12 protein-coding genes are annotated in these 14,329 nt (G+C 64.5%); 10 read left to right on the top strand and 2 right to left on the bottom strand.

The annotated features are described in order from the left end of the window. Positions 1 to 74: 74 nt before the first annotated feature. Entirely contained in the window at positions 75 to 2,183 is a 2,109-nt protein-coding gene (locus tag RPF88_RS12990; RefSeq protein ID WP_013532465.1) for a molybdopterin-containing oxidoreductase family protein, read from the top strand. Between the two features lie 26 nt (positions 2,184 to 2,209). Here the strand turns inward: RPF88_RS12990 and RPF88_RS12985 are convergent, their stop codons facing one another. Together RPF88_RS12985 and RPF88_RS12980 are read right to left on the bottom strand one after the other, a co-directional pair. After that, positions 2,210 to 3,352, bottom strand: coding sequence for a flavin-containing monooxygenase (locus RPF88_RS12985; protein ID WP_013532464.1), 1,143 nt, complete (start codon positions 3,350 to 3,352; stop codon positions 2,210 to 2,212). 81 nt (positions 3,353 to 3,433) lie between these two features. Next, positions 3,434 to 3,943, bottom strand: a complete 510-nt coding sequence (locus tag RPF88_RS12980) for an Lrp/AsnC family transcriptional regulator (protein ID WP_063167707.1) — start codon at positions 3,941 to 3,943, stop codon at positions 3,434 to 3,436. 72 nt (positions 3,944 to 4,015) lie between these two features. Between RPF88_RS12980 and RPF88_RS12975 the strand changes: the two genes are divergently transcribed. The 9 genes from RPF88_RS12975 (at position 4,016) to RPF88_RS12935 (ending at position 14,315) form a co-directional block, all read left to right on the top strand. Continuing rightward, positions 4,016 to 5,224 carry a diaminopropionate ammonia-lyase gene (locus RPF88_RS12975; RefSeq protein WP_013532462.1) on the top strand — a complete coding sequence of 403 codons (1,209 nt, stop codon included), beginning with the start codon at positions 4,016 to 4,018 and terminating at the stop codon, positions 5,222 to 5,224. After that, complete coding sequence (locus RPF88_RS12970; protein ID WP_013532461.1) at positions 5,221 to 6,447, top strand: Zn-dependent hydrolase; 1,227 nt, start codon at positions 5,221 to 5,223, stop codon at positions 6,445 to 6,447. Before RPF88_RS12975 ends, RPF88_RS12970 begins: the two co-directional genes overlap by 4 nt. 33 nt (positions 6,448 to 6,480) lie before the next feature. Continuing rightward, on the top strand, positions 6,481 to 7,653 hold the full coding sequence (locus RPF88_RS12965; protein WP_013532460.1) for a M20 aminoacylase family protein: 1,173 nt from the start codon (positions 6,481 to 6,483) through the stop codon (positions 7,651 to 7,653). A gap of 430 nt (positions 7,654 to 8,083) precedes the next feature. Next, positions 8,084 to 8,257 (top strand): hypothetical protein, encoded by a 174-nt coding sequence (locus RPF88_RS12960; protein WP_013532459.1) that lies wholly within the window; start codon positions 8,084 to 8,086, stop codon positions 8,255 to 8,257. Positions 8,258 to 8,354: 97 nt separating this feature from the next. After that, complete coding sequence (locus tag RPF88_RS12955; RefSeq protein WP_013532458.1) at positions 8,355 to 10,448, top strand: ATP-dependent helicase; 2,094 nt, start codon at positions 8,355 to 8,357, stop codon at positions 10,446 to 10,448. 8 nt (positions 10,449 to 10,456) lie between these two features. Further along, positions 10,457 to 11,236 (top strand): 4-hydroxy-tetrahydrodipicolinate reductase, encoded by a 780-nt coding sequence (dapB, locus tag RPF88_RS12950; protein WP_013532457.1) that lies wholly within the window; start codon positions 10,457 to 10,459, stop codon positions 11,234 to 11,236. Between the two features lie 203 nt (positions 11,237 to 11,439). Further along, positions 11,440 to 12,426, top strand: a complete 987-nt coding sequence (locus RPF88_RS12945) for an ABC transporter substrate-binding protein (RefSeq protein ID WP_245265360.1) — start codon at positions 11,440 to 11,442, stop codon at positions 12,424 to 12,426. Positions 12,427 to 12,568: 142 nt separating this feature from the next. Continuing rightward, positions 12,569 to 13,423 (top strand): ABC transporter ATP-binding protein, encoded by an 855-nt coding sequence (locus RPF88_RS12940; protein WP_013532455.1) that lies wholly within the window; start codon positions 12,569 to 12,571, stop codon positions 13,421 to 13,423. Positions 13,424 to 13,436: 13 nt separating this feature from the next. Further along, positions 13,437 to 14,315 carry an ABC transporter permease gene (locus RPF88_RS12935; protein WP_013532454.1) on the top strand — a complete coding sequence of 293 codons (879 nt, stop codon included), beginning with the start codon at positions 13,437 to 13,439 and terminating at the stop codon, positions 14,313 to 14,315. Positions 14,316 to 14,329 lie beyond the last annotated feature (14 nt).

The raw sequence follows: 14,329 nt of genomic DNA, 5'->3' as shown, positions 1-14,329 counted from the left end.
TCTCCCCACAAGTGGGGAGATTGGCTAATCATCTGGCCCTACACGCGCCCTTTGAAACCCGCTAGTCTTGCCGCATGAACCAGCACGCCAAGCTTCGCATCGGCCATTCGGCCTGTCCGCATGATTGTCCTTCGACCTGCGCGCTCGAGGTCGAACTGCTCGACGGCAATCGGATCGGCCGCGTCCATGGCGCCAAGTCCAATAGCTACACCGCCGGCGTCGTCTGCGCCAAGGTTGCGCGTTATGCCGACCGCGTCCACCATCCCGACCGTTTGCTGAAGCCGCTGATCCGCGCCGGCGCTAAGGGCGACGGCACCTGGAAGGAAGCGAGCTGGGAGGCCGCGCTCGACCTCGTCGCCGAAAAGTTCATTGCGGCCGAGGAGAGGTACGGCTCGGAGACGATCTGGCCCTACTACTATGCCGGCACGATGGGGCTGGTGCAGCGCGACGGCATCGACCGGCTGCGCCACGCGAAAAAGTATTCCGGCTTCTTCGGGTCGATCTGCACCAATCTCGCCTGGACGGGCTGGATGATGGGGGCCGGCGCCTTGCGCGGGCCGGACCCGCGCGAGATGGCGAAATCCGATTGCGTGGTGATCTGGGGCACCAATGCGGTGGTGACCCAAGTCAACGTCATGACCCACGCCATCAAGGCGCGCAAGGAGCGCGGCGCCAAGATCGTCGTCATCGACGTCTACGAAAACGCGACGATGAAGCAGGCCGATCTTGGCCTTGTGCTGAAGCCAGGCACCGATGGCGCGCTGGCCTGCGCGGTCATGCATGTGCTGTTCAAGGAGGGCATGGCCGACCGCGCCTATCTCTCGAAATACACCGACGACCCGAGAGGGCTGGAAGCGCATCTCGAGACGCGCACTCCGGCGTGGGCGGCCGGGATCACGGGCCTGACGGTTGCCGAGATCGAGGCCTTCGCCCGCCTCGTCGGCACGACCAAGAAGACCTATTTCCGCCTCGGCTATGGTTTTGCACGCCAGCGCAATGGCGCCGTCAACATGCATGCCGCCTCGTGCATCGCGGCTGTCACCGGCAGCTGGCAATATGAGGGCGGCGGCGCCTTCCATTCCAATTCCGGCATCTTCAAGCTCAACCAGGATGTGCTCGAAGGCACCAGGATGCGCGATCCCTCGATCCGCTATCTCGACCATTCGCGCATCGGCCCGGTGCTGACCGGTGCCAGCGATGCGCTCTATGGTGGCCCGCCGGTGACGGCGATGCTGATCCAGAACACCAATCCGGTGAATGTCGCGCCGGAGCAGCGGCTGGTGACGCAAGGCTTCCTGCGCGACGACCTGTTCACTTGCGTGCACGAGCAGTTCATGACCGACACGGCCAAGCTTGCCGACATCGTATTGCCGGCCACGATGTTCCTCGAGCACGACGATGTCTACAAGGGCGGCGGCAACCAGCACATCACGCTTGGCCCCAAGCTGATCGAGCCGCCGGAGGGACCGCGCACCAACCATTTCGTCATCGAGCAATTGGCTGATCGCCTCGGTGTCGCCGACCGTCCGGGTTTCGGCCTGACCGAGCAGCAGCATATCGACATCATCCTGGGCAAGCGCGGGCTGGGCAGTTTCGAAAGCTTGAAGCAAGACAAATGGGTCGACCTGCAGCCGGATTTCGAGGCAGCACACTTCATCAACGGATTTGGCCACGCGGATGGAAAATTCCGCTTCCGCGCCGACTGGACCGGGCAGGCGGCGCCCAACCGGCCGCCCAAAAGCATGGGCCTGTTCGGCCCGGTGGCGCGGCTGCCGGAATTCCCCGACCATGTCGACCTGATCGAGGTCGCCGACGAAGCCCACCCGTTCCGGCTGACGACGTCGCCGGCGCGCAACTTCCTCAATTCGACATTCTCGGAAACACCGGTGTCGAAAGCCAGGGAGGGCCGCCCGGAACTGCTTCTACATCCCGACGATGCCGCGGCACTTGGGCTGGCCGATGGCGACCGTGTCGAGGTCGGCAACCAGCGCGGCGAAGTCGTGCTGCATGCAAAATTGTTCGACGGCATCAAGCGTGGCGTGGTGATCGCCGAAGGCATCTGGCCAAACAGCGCCCATGAGCGCGGCGAGGGCATCAACGTTTTGACCGGCGCCGACGCGCCTGCACCCTATGGGGGTGCTGCCTTCCACGACAACAAGGTCTGGCTGCGCGCGGCAAGGTGAGAGAACTCAGTTGCTCTCGCGTCAAATTATACCGGCAGGGCTTCGGCCACCTTCTTTCGGTTTCGCCTAAGACTGATGTCGTCGGCGATCTGCTCGGCCTCGATCGAGATTTCGCGCAGCAATCCGGTGACCGGATTGTGAAAGCCGATGAGATAGAGGCCAAGCTCTGAAGCCCTCGCATTGACGCCGCTGCGCTCTGGCTGAACGCCGGGCTCCAGCAATTTGGCGTAGCCGGGCCGGAAGCCGGTGGCGAAGATGATCGCGTCGAACTCGCCATGCCTGCCGTCGGTAAAACGGGCGCCCTGTTCGGTGATCTCGGCAATGTCGGGTACGATCTTGATCGCACCTTCGCGGATCTTGCGCACCGTGCCGATATCGATCGTCGGAATGCGCGACGAGAGCGCGATCTGCTGCAGCATTCCTTGCTGCGGCCGCCTGAGCCCGTATTTCCCCAGCCTGCCCAACGCCAGATCGAGGATGATGGGAAACAAGGCATCGTTGATGCGCTGCGGCATCAGGCGCGCCGCCATGCCGATCATCTGGATGGGCACGCCAAGCAGTTCGCGCGGTACGATATGAACGCCGCCGCGCACCGAAATCGTCGGCCGCGCACCGCCTTCCACCAGATCGAGCGCGATCTCGGCGCCGGTATTGCCCATGCCGACGATCAGCACCGGCCGGCCGGCGAAAGGCACTGCGTTGCGATAGTCGGCGCTATGCAGCTTTTGGCCCTTGAAGGCATCGGCGCCGGCAAATCTGGGCATCAGCGGCTCTGCGTTGTTGCCAGATGCAATCACAACGTTTGAAGCATGCAAGGGACCGGTCGTCGTATCCACGAGCCAGCTTCTGCCCCGCCGGGTGATCGCCCGCACTGTTTCTCCAAATCGCGGCCGCAGATCGAAACGTTGCGCATAGGCATCTAGATAGTCGATGAAGAGATCGCGCGGCACATAACGCGGATAGTCCCTGGGAAAGGGCGCGAAGGGCAGCGAGGAAAAGCGCTTGGCCGTGTGCAAATGGACGCGCTCATAGTGGCGTCGCCAGGCGGGTGCGGCCTGCTGCTCCTTTTCCAGCAGGACGAAATCCTGCCCGCTCTGCCGCAGGCACGCGGCAATGGCCAGGCCCGCCGGCCCGGCACCGATGATCGCAACTGGGGTGGTGTCGTCCAAGCCGGCCTCCGCGGCAGAATTCACAGCCCGAGAATGTCAAAAACATGGTGGGAAAGTAAAGGCCTGCCGCGCGACAAATATTTAGACAGGCAAAGGCACCGTCAACCCTACCTTGACCCGGTCCATGGCAACGAACGTGCGGAATTTGCGGACATTGTTGCTGTCGAAGAACAGTTTTCGCGTCAGCGCCTCATAGGCGCCCATGTCGGCCACTGTGATGACCAGGATGAAGTCGGCCTCGCCGGTGACGTAATAGCATTGCTGGACCTCGGGGGTCGCCGAGAACTGCCGCTTGGCCGCGTCGATCAGTTCGGCGCGTTCGCTCTCGAGTTCCACCTCGACGAAGATGGTGATGGGTTGACCGACCGCTGCCGGCTCGACGACAGCGACATTGCCGGCAATGACGCCGGTCTGCTCCATGCGCTTGATGCGGCGCTGCACCGCCGGCGCCGACAGGTTCACCGCCTCGCCGATCAACCGCTGCGGCGTCGTGTTGTCGCGCTGCAGGATGGCAAGGATGGCGAGATCGAAACTATCGAGCGAGGACGGCAATGCAGGCAATGGAATATCCTGGACGAAACAAACTTGCATTTAAGAGACCATATTACAGCGCTCTTTGCGTTGCTCCTGCAATATGTTCTCGCTGACCAACGGGACCGGCCAATGTTCCTGCTCAACCGCAACGCATCGCACCGCCGGCCGCTCGATCCGATCGATGCCGAAACCCTTGGCGTGGCCGGAGCCGACACGGTCGAGCGTTTTCTCAGCCACCGCGACAATCACCGGATGACGCCGCTGCATGCACTGCCGGCGCTCGCCAGCGAATTCGGACTGGGCGCCATCCATATCAAGGATGAGGGCTTTCGCCTCGGCCTCGGCAGCTTCAAGGCGCTTGGCGGCGCCTATGCCGTCTTCCGCCTGGTGCTGGAGGAGGCCGGCAGTCGCCTTGGCCGGCTCCTCGATGTGGCCGATCTCGATCGGCCTGATGTGCGGGCGGTCGCCGCGGCGATGACATTTGCCTGTGCGACCGACGGCAACTATGGCCGCTCCGTCGCGCAAGGCGCGCAACTCGTCGGCGCGCGGGCGGCGATCTTCGTCCACGCCGGGGTCAGCGAGGAGCGCATCGCGGCGATCGCCCGCTATGGCGCCGAGATGATCCGCGTCCACGGCAATTATGACGATTCGGTCAGGCAAGCTGCCCAGGTTTCGGCCGACAAGGACTGGACCGTGGTCTCCGACACCTCGTGGCCGGGCTATGAGCGCATTCCCGGCCTGGTCATGCAGGGCTATACCGCGATCGTACGCGAAGCCTTGCGCCAACTCCCTCGGACGCCGACCCACGTCTTCGTGCAGGCCGGTGTCGGCGGCATTGCCGCCGCGCTGGCCGGTCATCTGGCCACCGTGCTCGGTGACGCTAGGCCGACCTTCATCGTGGTCGAGCCGGCGCGTGCCGCTTGTGTCTTCGCAGCCGCCCAGGTCGGGCGCCCGGTCAAGGTCGCGCACGGCCAGCCGACGGTGATGGCCATGCTTGAATGTTACGAAGCCTCGCCGGTCGCCTGGCGGGTGCTGGCGCGCGCCGCCGACGCCTTCATGACGGTGGATGAGGACGAGGCCATCGCGGTGATGCGGCGGCTGGCCTGGCCGGCCGGCGGTGACCCGGTGATCGTCGCCGGCGAAAGCGGTGGTGTCGGCCTTGCCGGGCTGATCCGGGCGGTGGCCGACAACCGGGCCGATCTTGGACTTGACGGCAAATCGCGGGTGCTGGTGATCAACACCGAAGGCGCCACCGACCCGCATCGCTACGCCGAACTGGTTGGCATGAACCCGGCCGATGTGCTGGAAGGCAAGATGACAGCCGAGGCAACGGCATGATCGCCATCGATGCGCAGCGCCTGCTCGGCCGCATCCGCGAACTCGGCGCTGTTGGCCGGGATGTCGAGGGCAGGCTGACCCGGCTGGCCGCCTCAGACACCGACAGGCAGGGCCGCGACCTCTTCGTCGGCTGGCTTCGGCAGGCCGGGCTCGATGTCGCCATCGACCGGGTCGGCAACATTTTCGGCATCTGGCAAAGCCCGGAAAACACCGGGCAAGCGCCGCTGCTCATCGGCTCGCACATCGACACCGTCATCGATGCCGGCATTTATGACGGCTGCTACGGGGTGCTTGCCGGGCTGGAAGTGATCGAGACGCTCAAGGCGACAGGCTTTTCGCCGTCGCGCCCGGTCGCGGTCGCCGCTTTCACCAATGAGGAGGGCGTACGCTACACACCCGACATGATGGGCTCGCTGGTCCACGCCGGCGGCATCGATGCCGAAACGGTGCTGGCGGCCGTCGGCACCGACGGCAGCGTGCTCGGGCAGGAGCTTGCCCGCATCGGCTATGCCGGCGACCGGGAACCCGGCTTCCTCACGCCGCACGCCTATCTCGAACTGCATATTGAGCAAGGGCCGGTGCTGGAGCGCGAAGGCTTGCCGGTCGGCGCGGTGGAGAATCTGCAAGGCATCTCCTGGCAGCGCATCACAATCGACGGCGTCGCCAACCATGCCGGCACCACGCCGATGTCGATGCGCAACGATGCCGGCCACGCCGCCGCCCGGGTCATCACCTTCCTGCTCGACCGGACCAAAGCCTCGAACGCGCCGACCGTCGCCACCGTCGGCACGATCCGCTTCGAGCCGAATGCCATCAATGTCATCCCTTCGCGCGCGGTCTTCACCGTCGATCTGCGCGATCCCGACGAACAGCGCCTGCAGGCGGCGGAAGCGGCGCTTGCCGCCTATCTCGAGCAGCTTGCCGCCGCTGAGAACGTGACGGTTTCGGTCGAGCAACTGGCCCGCTTCGAACCGGTGATCTTCGACCTGCGCATCGTCGAACAAATCGAGGCCGCCGCGAAACGCCGTGGCCTCGGGGTCAGGCGCATGACATCAGGCGCCGGCCACGACGCGCAGATGCTGGCGTGTATCGCGCCTGCGGCGATGATCTTCGTGCCGAGCGTTGGCGGCATCAGTCACAGTCCTCGCGAACACACCGATGACGCCGAGCTTGTTGCCGGCGCCAACATCCTGCTTGATGTGGCCGCGCAACTGGCAAAGTAGGTCAGAAGGGGCAGAAGCAGAAGGGGCAGAAGAATGTCTGAACTCGATCGCGACGCGCTGAAGCAGGAGATGATTTTCTGGCGGCGCGATCTGCATGCACACCCGGAATTCGGCTTCGAGGAGAAGCGCACCGCCGCCTTCGTCGCCGCCAAACTGCGCGAATTTGGGTTGGACGATGTCACCGAAGGCGTCGGCGGCACCGGTGTCGTCGGCACGCTGAAGCGCGGCAGCGGCAACCGGGCGATTGCGCTGAGGGCCGACATGGATGCGCTGCGCATATCAGAACAATCGGACGCATCTTACCGGTCCGGCAATCCCGGCATCATGCATGCCTGCGGCCATGACGGCCACACCACCATGCTGCTCGGCGCGGCAAAGCTGCTGGCCGGTGAGGGCGGTTTCGACGGCACCGTGCGCTTCGTCTTCCAGCCGGCCGAGGAATGGGGCAGGGGCGCACTCGCCATGCTCGAAGATGGGCTGATGCAGCGCTTTCCCTTCGACGAGATCTTTGGCCTGCACAACATGCCCGGCCTGCCGATCGGGCATTTCGAGACCCGTGCCGGACCCATAATGTCGGCCGAGGACAACTTCGAGATCGTGCTCAAGGGGCTCGGCGGCCATGCCGCGCGGCCGCATGCGGGCAACGAGACGCTGGTCGCGGCCTGCGCGCTGGTCACCAATCTGCAGACCATCGTCTCGCGCCGACTGAGTCCGGCCGACATATCCGTGGTTTCGGTGACCGAGCTGATCACCGACGGCACCCGCAACGCTCTGCCCGGTCTTGCCCGCATCCTCGGCGATGCGCGCAGCTTCCGTCCCGAGGTCAGCGCCGAGATCGAGCGGCAGATGCGCATTCTCGCCGAGGGCATCGCTGCCGCCTATAATGTCACCGCCGAGGTCAAGTACAGCAGGGAGTTCGTGCCGCTGCGCAACGATGCCGAACTGGTCGATGCCGCATTCGCCGCCGCCAGAGGCGTCTTCGAACCCGGCAACATCGCCGTCGCCCGCGAGCCGATGACCGCTTCGGAGGATTTCGCCCGCTTCCTCGACCACGTGCCGGGCTGCTTCGTCTTCCTCGGCAATGGCGAAGCTTCCGCGCCGCTGCACAATTCCAGCTACGACTTCAACGATGACGGGCTGCTGTTCGGCACGAATTTCCATGTAGCCGTGGTCAGGCAAAGGCTGGGTGGCGACGCGGGAAGATGATCGCGTTTTGATCGCCAACTCCCGGGTTTATTGAGATTGCCGGGATGATGGTCAAGACAAGCTCTTGACGGCTGGTGACCGATAGGGCCGTGTGCGTCGGTACGTTTTTAACAAAGACAATCCCCCGATGACGCAGGGGAAAGACTCAGCTAGCCTTACCTGTGCGGCGGACTTAATTATCCGCTTGGCCGGCGCTTCACTCCTCCCAAGCGGCGCCGGCCTTCTTCTCCAAAAGTTCGTCCGGGACGCCACAGCGGGTTGCGGCAGCACGCGAACCTCGCAAAGGCCAAGTTCCGCCTCCGGTTGCCTCGAGAATGCATCGGGAGCGCCGGCGAAACCGCCCTCCATCTTCGACTGCGCGCGTGGACGATTGGCAAGGGAACCAAAGGCTGTTTCTACGGTTGGTTCTGCTCCAAAGGAGTGTTGCACCATGTTCCGTCTGCTCGTCGCCGGCGCCTTCGCCTATGTCACTTATCGCATCGCCAGGAAGATGGTCGAAAACGTGCCCGATACGGTCGACCCGCTGCTGTTGCCGCCGTCGCAACCTGATCGCGAGACCTTGCGACGGCAGTCGGCCGACATGGGTGTCGATCCGCAACGCTAGCCGCGATCCCTTCTCTTCAGACCGGCCCCAGTCCTGCATGGGTTAGGTGTGCCCGCATCGATGTTGCGAACAAAGCAGAAACGATGCTTGATGGGCGATGAACCTCGCCACCGCTGATTCGACCTTTCGGGAACCGACCGTCCAGCCTGCCTATCTCGCGCGGCTGAACGATGCCCAGCGCCAGGCCGTCGAGCACGGCGCCGGTCAGATTGCCGGCCCGTTGCTGGTCATTGCCGGCGCCGGATCTGGCAAGACCAACACGCTGGCGCATCGCGTCGCTCATCTGATCGTCAAGGGCGCCGACCCGCGCCGCATCCTGCTGATGACGTTTTCGCGCCGCGCGGCATCCGAAATGGCCAGGCGCGTCGAGCGTATTGCCGGCGAGGTGCTCGGCCGCGATGCAGCCGTCATCACCGATGCGCTGACCTGGGCCGGCACCTTTCACGGCATCGGCGCGCGGCTGTTGCGCGACTATGCGCTGGAGATCGGTCTCGACCCGGCCTTCACCATCCATGATCGCGAGGATTCCGCCGACCTGATGAATCTGGTCCGCCACGAACTCGGCTTCTCGAAGACGGAAGCGCGTTTCCCCACCAAGGGCACTTGCCTTGCCATCTATTCGCGCGCGGTGAACGCGCAGGCGCCGCTCAACGAGGTGTTGGGTTCCGCCTTTCCCTGGTGCGCCGGCTGGGCGGAGCAGCTGAAAGAATTGTTCGCCGGTTATGTCGAGGCCAAGCAGGCGCAAAACGTGCTCGATTACGACGATTTGCTGCTCTACTGGGCGCAGATGGCGGCGGAGCCCGAGATAGCGGCGCATCTGGGCGGGCGTTTCGACCATGTGCTGGTCGACGAATACCAGGACACAAATCGCCTGCAGGCTTCGATCCTCATGGCGCTGAAACCCGACGGCGCCGGGCTGACGGTGGTGGGCGACGATGCGCAATCGATCTATTCGTTCCGCGCCGCCGAGGTTCGCAACATCCTCGACTTCCCCAATCAGTTCGCGCAAGCCGCCGACGTGGTGATGCTGGAGCGCAATTACCGCTCGACCGAGACCATCCTTGCTGCCGCCAACGCGGTGATCGGCGAAGCCTCGGAGCGCTTCACCAAAAACCTGTGGTCGGAGCGCAAATCCAGCGACAGGCCAAAACTGGTGACCGTGCGCGACGAAGTCGAGCAGGCCAATTTCGTCTGCGACACCATCCTGGCCGAGCGCGAGGCGGGCACAGCGCTGAAATCCCAGGCGGTGCTGTTTCGCGCCTCGCATCACAGCGGGCCGCTGGAGATCGAACTGACGCGGCGCAACATTCCCTTCGTCAAATTCGGCGGCCTGAAGTTTCTCGATGCCGCCCACGTCAAGGATGTGCTGGCGGTGCTGCGCTTTGCCGAAAACCCGCGCGACCGGGTCGCCGGTTTTCGCGTATTGCAACTCTTGCCTGGCATCGGCCCTTCGGCCGCCGCGCAGATCGTCGAGACCATGACGACGGCGCTGGACGAGGCCATGGGGCTGGCCGGCTGGCGTCCGCCGCAACGCGCGGCGGACGACTGGCCTGGCTTCGTCGCGCTCTATTCCGGCCTGCGCGCCGGCGCCAGATGGCCGGCCGACCTCGAACAGATCAGGCTGTGGTACGAGCCGCATCTGGAACGCATCCACGAGGACGCGACGACGCGCCGGGCCGACCTGTTGCAACTTGAGCAGATCGGCTCGGGCTATGCCTCGCGCGAGCGCTTCCTGACCGAACTGACGCTCGATCCGCCGGACGCCACCAGCGACCAGGCTGGGCCGCCGCATCGCGACGAGGATTATCTGATCCTGTCGACCATCCACTCGGCCAAGGGCCAGGAGTGGAAAAATGTCTTCGTGCTCAACACCGTCGATGGCTGCATCCCGGCCGATCTCGGCGTCGGCACCAAGGAGGACATCGAGGAGGAGCGCCGGCTGCTCTATGTCGCGATGACACGGGCCAAGGACAATCTCAACCTGGTCATGCCGCAGCGTTTCTTTCCACATGGCCAGGCGGCGCGCGGCGACCGCCATCTCTATGCCTCGCGCACCCGTTTCATCCCGGCCTCGATCCTCGCCGCGTTCGAACAGATGTCGTGGCCAAGCGCGCTGGCCGCGCAGGGCAGGGCGGCCCGGCCGGAGGTGCGCGTCGACATTGGCGCCCGTATGCGCGGCATGTGGAAATAGCCGAGGCCATGCCGCAGCCGCCGATCAGGATCGCCATCGCCGGCGCGCTCGGCCGCATGGGCCGCCAGATGACGGACGCCGTGCGGGTCGATCCACGGCTGGCGCTCGCTGCGCGGTTCCATCGGCCCGGCGCTGTCGGCGATGGGCTGGTCAGCCGCGAGGAGGCGCTTGCCACGGCCGATGTGGTCATCGACTTCACGACGCCGGCGGCCTCGGCTGACCTGGCAAGGTTTTGCGCCGCCCGCGGCGGGCCGGCCCTGGTCATCGGATCGACCGGTTTCGATGCGACTGAATTCGCCGACATCGCCGAGGCCGCGAAGACCATCGCCATCGTGCGCTCCGGCAGCTTTTCGCTGGGGCTGAACATGCTGGTCGGATTGGTCGAACAGGCGGCGACAGCGCTCGATCCCGAAGACTGGGACGCCGAGGTCTTCGAGGCGCATCACCGACACAAGATCGACGCGCCGTCAGGTACCGCTTTGATGCTTGGCCAGGCCGTGGCCGGCGGCCGCAAGGTCGAGCTCGACGCGGTGGCGCGGCCTGTTCGCGATGGCGCCATTGGCGCGCGGCCTCCCGGTGAGATCGGCTTTGCGGTGCTGCGTGGCGGCAGCATCATCGGCGAACACAGCGTGAGCTTCTGTGCCGAAGGCGAGCTTGTGACCTTGTCGCATGCGGCCGGCGACCGCGTCATGTTCGCCCGCGGCGCCATTGCCGCCGCGCTCTGGCTCGAGGGACGCCCGCCCGGCGAATACGACATGCGCGACGTTCTCGGTTTCGGCGCTCCGTGACCGGCAGCCACAACGGATTCCATTTCAACGGCCGTTAAAACGACTGAAAGCCAGCTGAAAGCTTGGGCGTGCCATGAAGTCATTACGGCGTTCGCCGTGTGACCGGTGCGGGAGCGGCCGGTAAGGAGGAATGCGGCGCAGCCGGGATGGCGCGCCGCCCAAGTGGAGGAAGTTTCGTGACCGGTTTCATCTCGAAGTGCGCCCTGCGCACAGCGGCGCTAAGCCTTGCTATTGCAGCCACAAGCGCCACGGTGGCTTCGGCTGCCGACAAAATCACCATCATCGTCGGCGGCATGGAAAAGCAGATCTATCTGCCTGCCGTGCTCACCCAGCAGCTCGGCTACTTCAAGGACCAGGGGCTCGATGTCGAACTGCTCAACTCGCGCGCCGGGGTCGAGGCCGAAAATGAACTGCTGGCAGGTGCCGTCCAAGGCGTTGTCGGCTTCTACGATCACACCGTCGACCTGCAGTCGAAGGGCAAATACATCCAGTCGATCGTCCAGTTCAGCCAAGCGCCCGGTGAGGTCGAGCTGGTCTCCGCCAAGCACCCGGAGATCAAGTCGCCCGCCGATTTCAAGGGCGCCACGCTCGGCGTCACCGGTCTCGGCTCCTCGACCGATTTCCTGACCCAGTATCTTGCCGTGCGCAGCGGCCTGAAGCCCGGCGACTACACGCTGCTGCCGGTCGGCGCCGGCAACACCTTCATCGCCGCCGTCAAGCAGGACCAGATCCAGGCCGGCATGACCACCGAGCCGACCATCGCCAAACTGCTCAAGACCGGCGAGGCAAGCATCCTGGTCGACATGCGCACGCCCGAAAAGACCAAGGAAGCGCTGGGCGGCGACTATCCGGCGGCGTCCTTCTATGTCCAGTCCTCCTGGCTGGAAGGCCACAAGGATGAGGCACAGAAGCTCGCCAATGCCTTCGTCAAGACGATGAAATTCATCGCCACGCATTCGGCCGAAGAGATCGCCGACAAGATGCCGAAGGATTATTATGCCGGCAACCGGGACCTTTACGTGCAGGGGCTGGCCGGCGGCAAGGCGATGTTCACGCCGGATGGCCGCATGCCGGCCGATGGTCCGCCGACCGTGCTCAAGGTTCTCTCGACATTCTCGAAGAGCCTGCAAGGCAAGCAGATCGACCTGTCGAAGACCTACACGACCGAATTCGTCGACGCTGCCAAATAGCGGCGCCAGCCTACCACTCGTTGAATAACAAGGACTTGCGCCGGCTGCTTGAATCAAGAAGGCAGCGGCGCGGCCTCCCGAACACCTGGAGATCCGTGGCACTGCCGCGGGCTCCCTTGCCCCATTGCGACAGGAGTGCGCCATGCAAGTGCAACCCATGGCGGCCGAGAAGCTGTCTCAGGCCGCGCCACAAGCCGACGCCGCGATCGCCATCGATGATGTGACCTTGCGTTTCGTCACGCCCGACGGGCACATGATGACGGCGATCCGCGATTTCACGATGACCGTGGCGCGCGGCGAGTTCGCCTGCGTCGTCGGGCCGACCGGCTGCGGCAAGTCGACGACGCTCAACCTGGTCACCGGCCTGTTGCGGCCGACGACCGGCAATGTCCGCGTCATGGGCACGCCGGTCACCGATATCAGCCGGGACATCGGCTTTGTCTTCCAGGCGGATGCGCTGTTTCCCTGGCGCAGTGTCATCGACAATGTCGCCGCCGGTCCACTTTATCGCGGCACGCCAAAGGCGCAGGCCTACGACCGCGCCCGCGACTGGATCGCCCGCGTCGGCCTCGGCCGCTTCGAGAAGCACTATCCGCACCAGCTTTCGGGCGGCATGCGCAAGCGCGTCGCGCTGGCGCAGACCTTCATCAACCAGCCCAAGATCCTTTTGATGGACGAGCCGTTCAGCGCGCTCGACATGCAGACGCGCACCGCCATGCAGGACGAATTGCTGGATCTGTGGTCGGAGCAGAAATCCTCGGTTGTCTTCGTCACCCACGACCTAGAGGAGGCGGTGGCGCTGGCCGACAAGGTCTATGTGCTCACCGCTGGGCCGGGCACGGTCAAGAGCGTCTACCGCATCGACCTGCCGCGCCCCCGCGTCATGGCCGACATCCGCTACGACCCGAACTTCGTCGAGATCGCCAAGGTGATCTGGAACGATCTGCGCGAGGAAGTGCAGCTCGGCCAGAGCCGGACCTTGCAGACCGGACATTGAAAGGAGAAACAGCATGACCGCAATCTCTCCGACCGCCAACCAGGCCGCCGTCCGCGATGCTTCCATCGCCGTTGCCGAAGCCCGGGCGAGGGCAAGGCTGCGCCGCCGCCACGCGCTTGTCATCTCCTTGCGCCTGGCGATCCTGGTCGTCTTCCTTGGCCTGTGGGAACTCGGCGCCGACTACAACATCATCGACCCGTTCTTCTTCGCCAGCCCTTCTGGCATCTGGCAGCAGATCTGGTCGTGGATCACCGAAGGCACCTCGCAAGGCCCACTCTGGCTGCAGATCTACGTGACGCTGGAGGAAACCTTCCTCGGCTTTGTCATCGGTGCCCTTGGCGGCATCGCCGCCGGCATCATCCTCGGCCGCAATCGGCTGTTGGCGGATGTCTTTTCGATCTACATCAAGATCGCCAATTCGGTGCCGCGCGTCGTGCTCGGCTCGGTGTTCATCATCGCGCTCGGCCTCGGCATGGCGTCCAAGGTGGCGCTTGCCGTGGTGATGGTGTTCTTCGTTGTTTTCGCCAACGCCTTCCAGGGTGTGCGCGAGGCCGACAGGGCAATGATCGCCAATGCCCAGATCCTTGGCGCCTCGCCGTTCCAGATCACCCGCACCGTCATCATTCCTTCGGCGATGAGCTGGATCCTCGCCAGCCTGCATGTCAGCTTCGGCTTCGCGCTGGTCGGCGCGGTGGTCGGCGAGTTCCTCGGCGCCAAGCAAGGCATGGGCCTGCTGATCTCGACCGCGCAGGGCGCCTTCAACGCCAATGGCGTGTTCGCCGCGATGATCATCCTGGCTGTCATGGCGCTGGTGGTGGAGTTCATCATCACCCGCTTCGAGAACTATGTCGTGAAGTGGCGGCCGGCGCCGTTCAACGAGCAGGGAACGTGATCGGTCAGACCAGG

The organism is Mesorhizobium sp. ISC11 (assembly GCF_037162595.1).
GTDB lineage: Bacteria > Pseudomonadota > Alphaproteobacteria > Rhizobiales > Rhizobiaceae > Mesorhizobium > Mesorhizobium ciceri.
Note: the sequence above shows the minus strand (reverse complement) of the source record. Positions and strands in the feature narration are given on the sequence as shown.

Excerpts from the sequence above, each read along its gene's own strand:
- RPF88_RS12940 (WP_013532455.1), top strand. The coding sequence starts at position 12,569 with ATGCAAGTGCAACCCATGGCGGCCGAGAAGCTGTCTCAGGCCGCGCCA.
- RPF88_RS12955 (WP_013532458.1), top strand. The coding sequence starts at position 8,355 with ATGAACCTCGCCACCGCTGATTCGACCTTTCGGGAACCGACCGTCCAG.
- RPF88_RS12960 (WP_013532459.1), top strand. The coding sequence starts at position 8,084 with ATGTTCCGTCTGCTCGTCGCCGGCGCCTTCGCCTATGTCACTTATCGC.
- RPF88_RS12990 (WP_013532465.1), top strand. The coding sequence starts at position 75 with ATGAACCAGCACGCCAAGCTTCGCATCGGCCATTCGGCCTGTCCGCAT.
- RPF88_RS12970 (WP_013532461.1), top strand. The coding sequence starts at position 5,221 with ATGATCGCCATCGATGCGCAGCGCCTGCTCGGCCGCATCCGCGAACTC.
- RPF88_RS12980 (WP_063167707.1), bottom strand. The coding sequence starts at position 3,943 with ATGCAAGTTTGTTTCGTCCAGGATATTCCATTGCCTGCATTGCCGTCC.
- RPF88_RS12965 (WP_013532460.1), top strand. The coding sequence starts at position 6,481 with ATGTCTGAACTCGATCGCGACGCGCTGAAGCAGGAGATGATTTTCTGG.
- RPF88_RS12975 (WP_013532462.1), top strand. The coding sequence starts at position 4,016 with ATGTTCCTGCTCAACCGCAACGCATCGCACCGCCGGCCGCTCGATCCG.
- RPF88_RS12935 (WP_013532454.1), top strand. The coding sequence starts at position 13,437 with ATGACCGCAATCTCTCCGACCGCCAACCAGGCCGCCGTCCGCGATGCT.
- dapB (WP_013532457.1), top strand. The coding sequence starts at position 10,457 with ATGCCGCAGCCGCCGATCAGGATCGCCATCGCCGGCGCGCTCGGCCGC.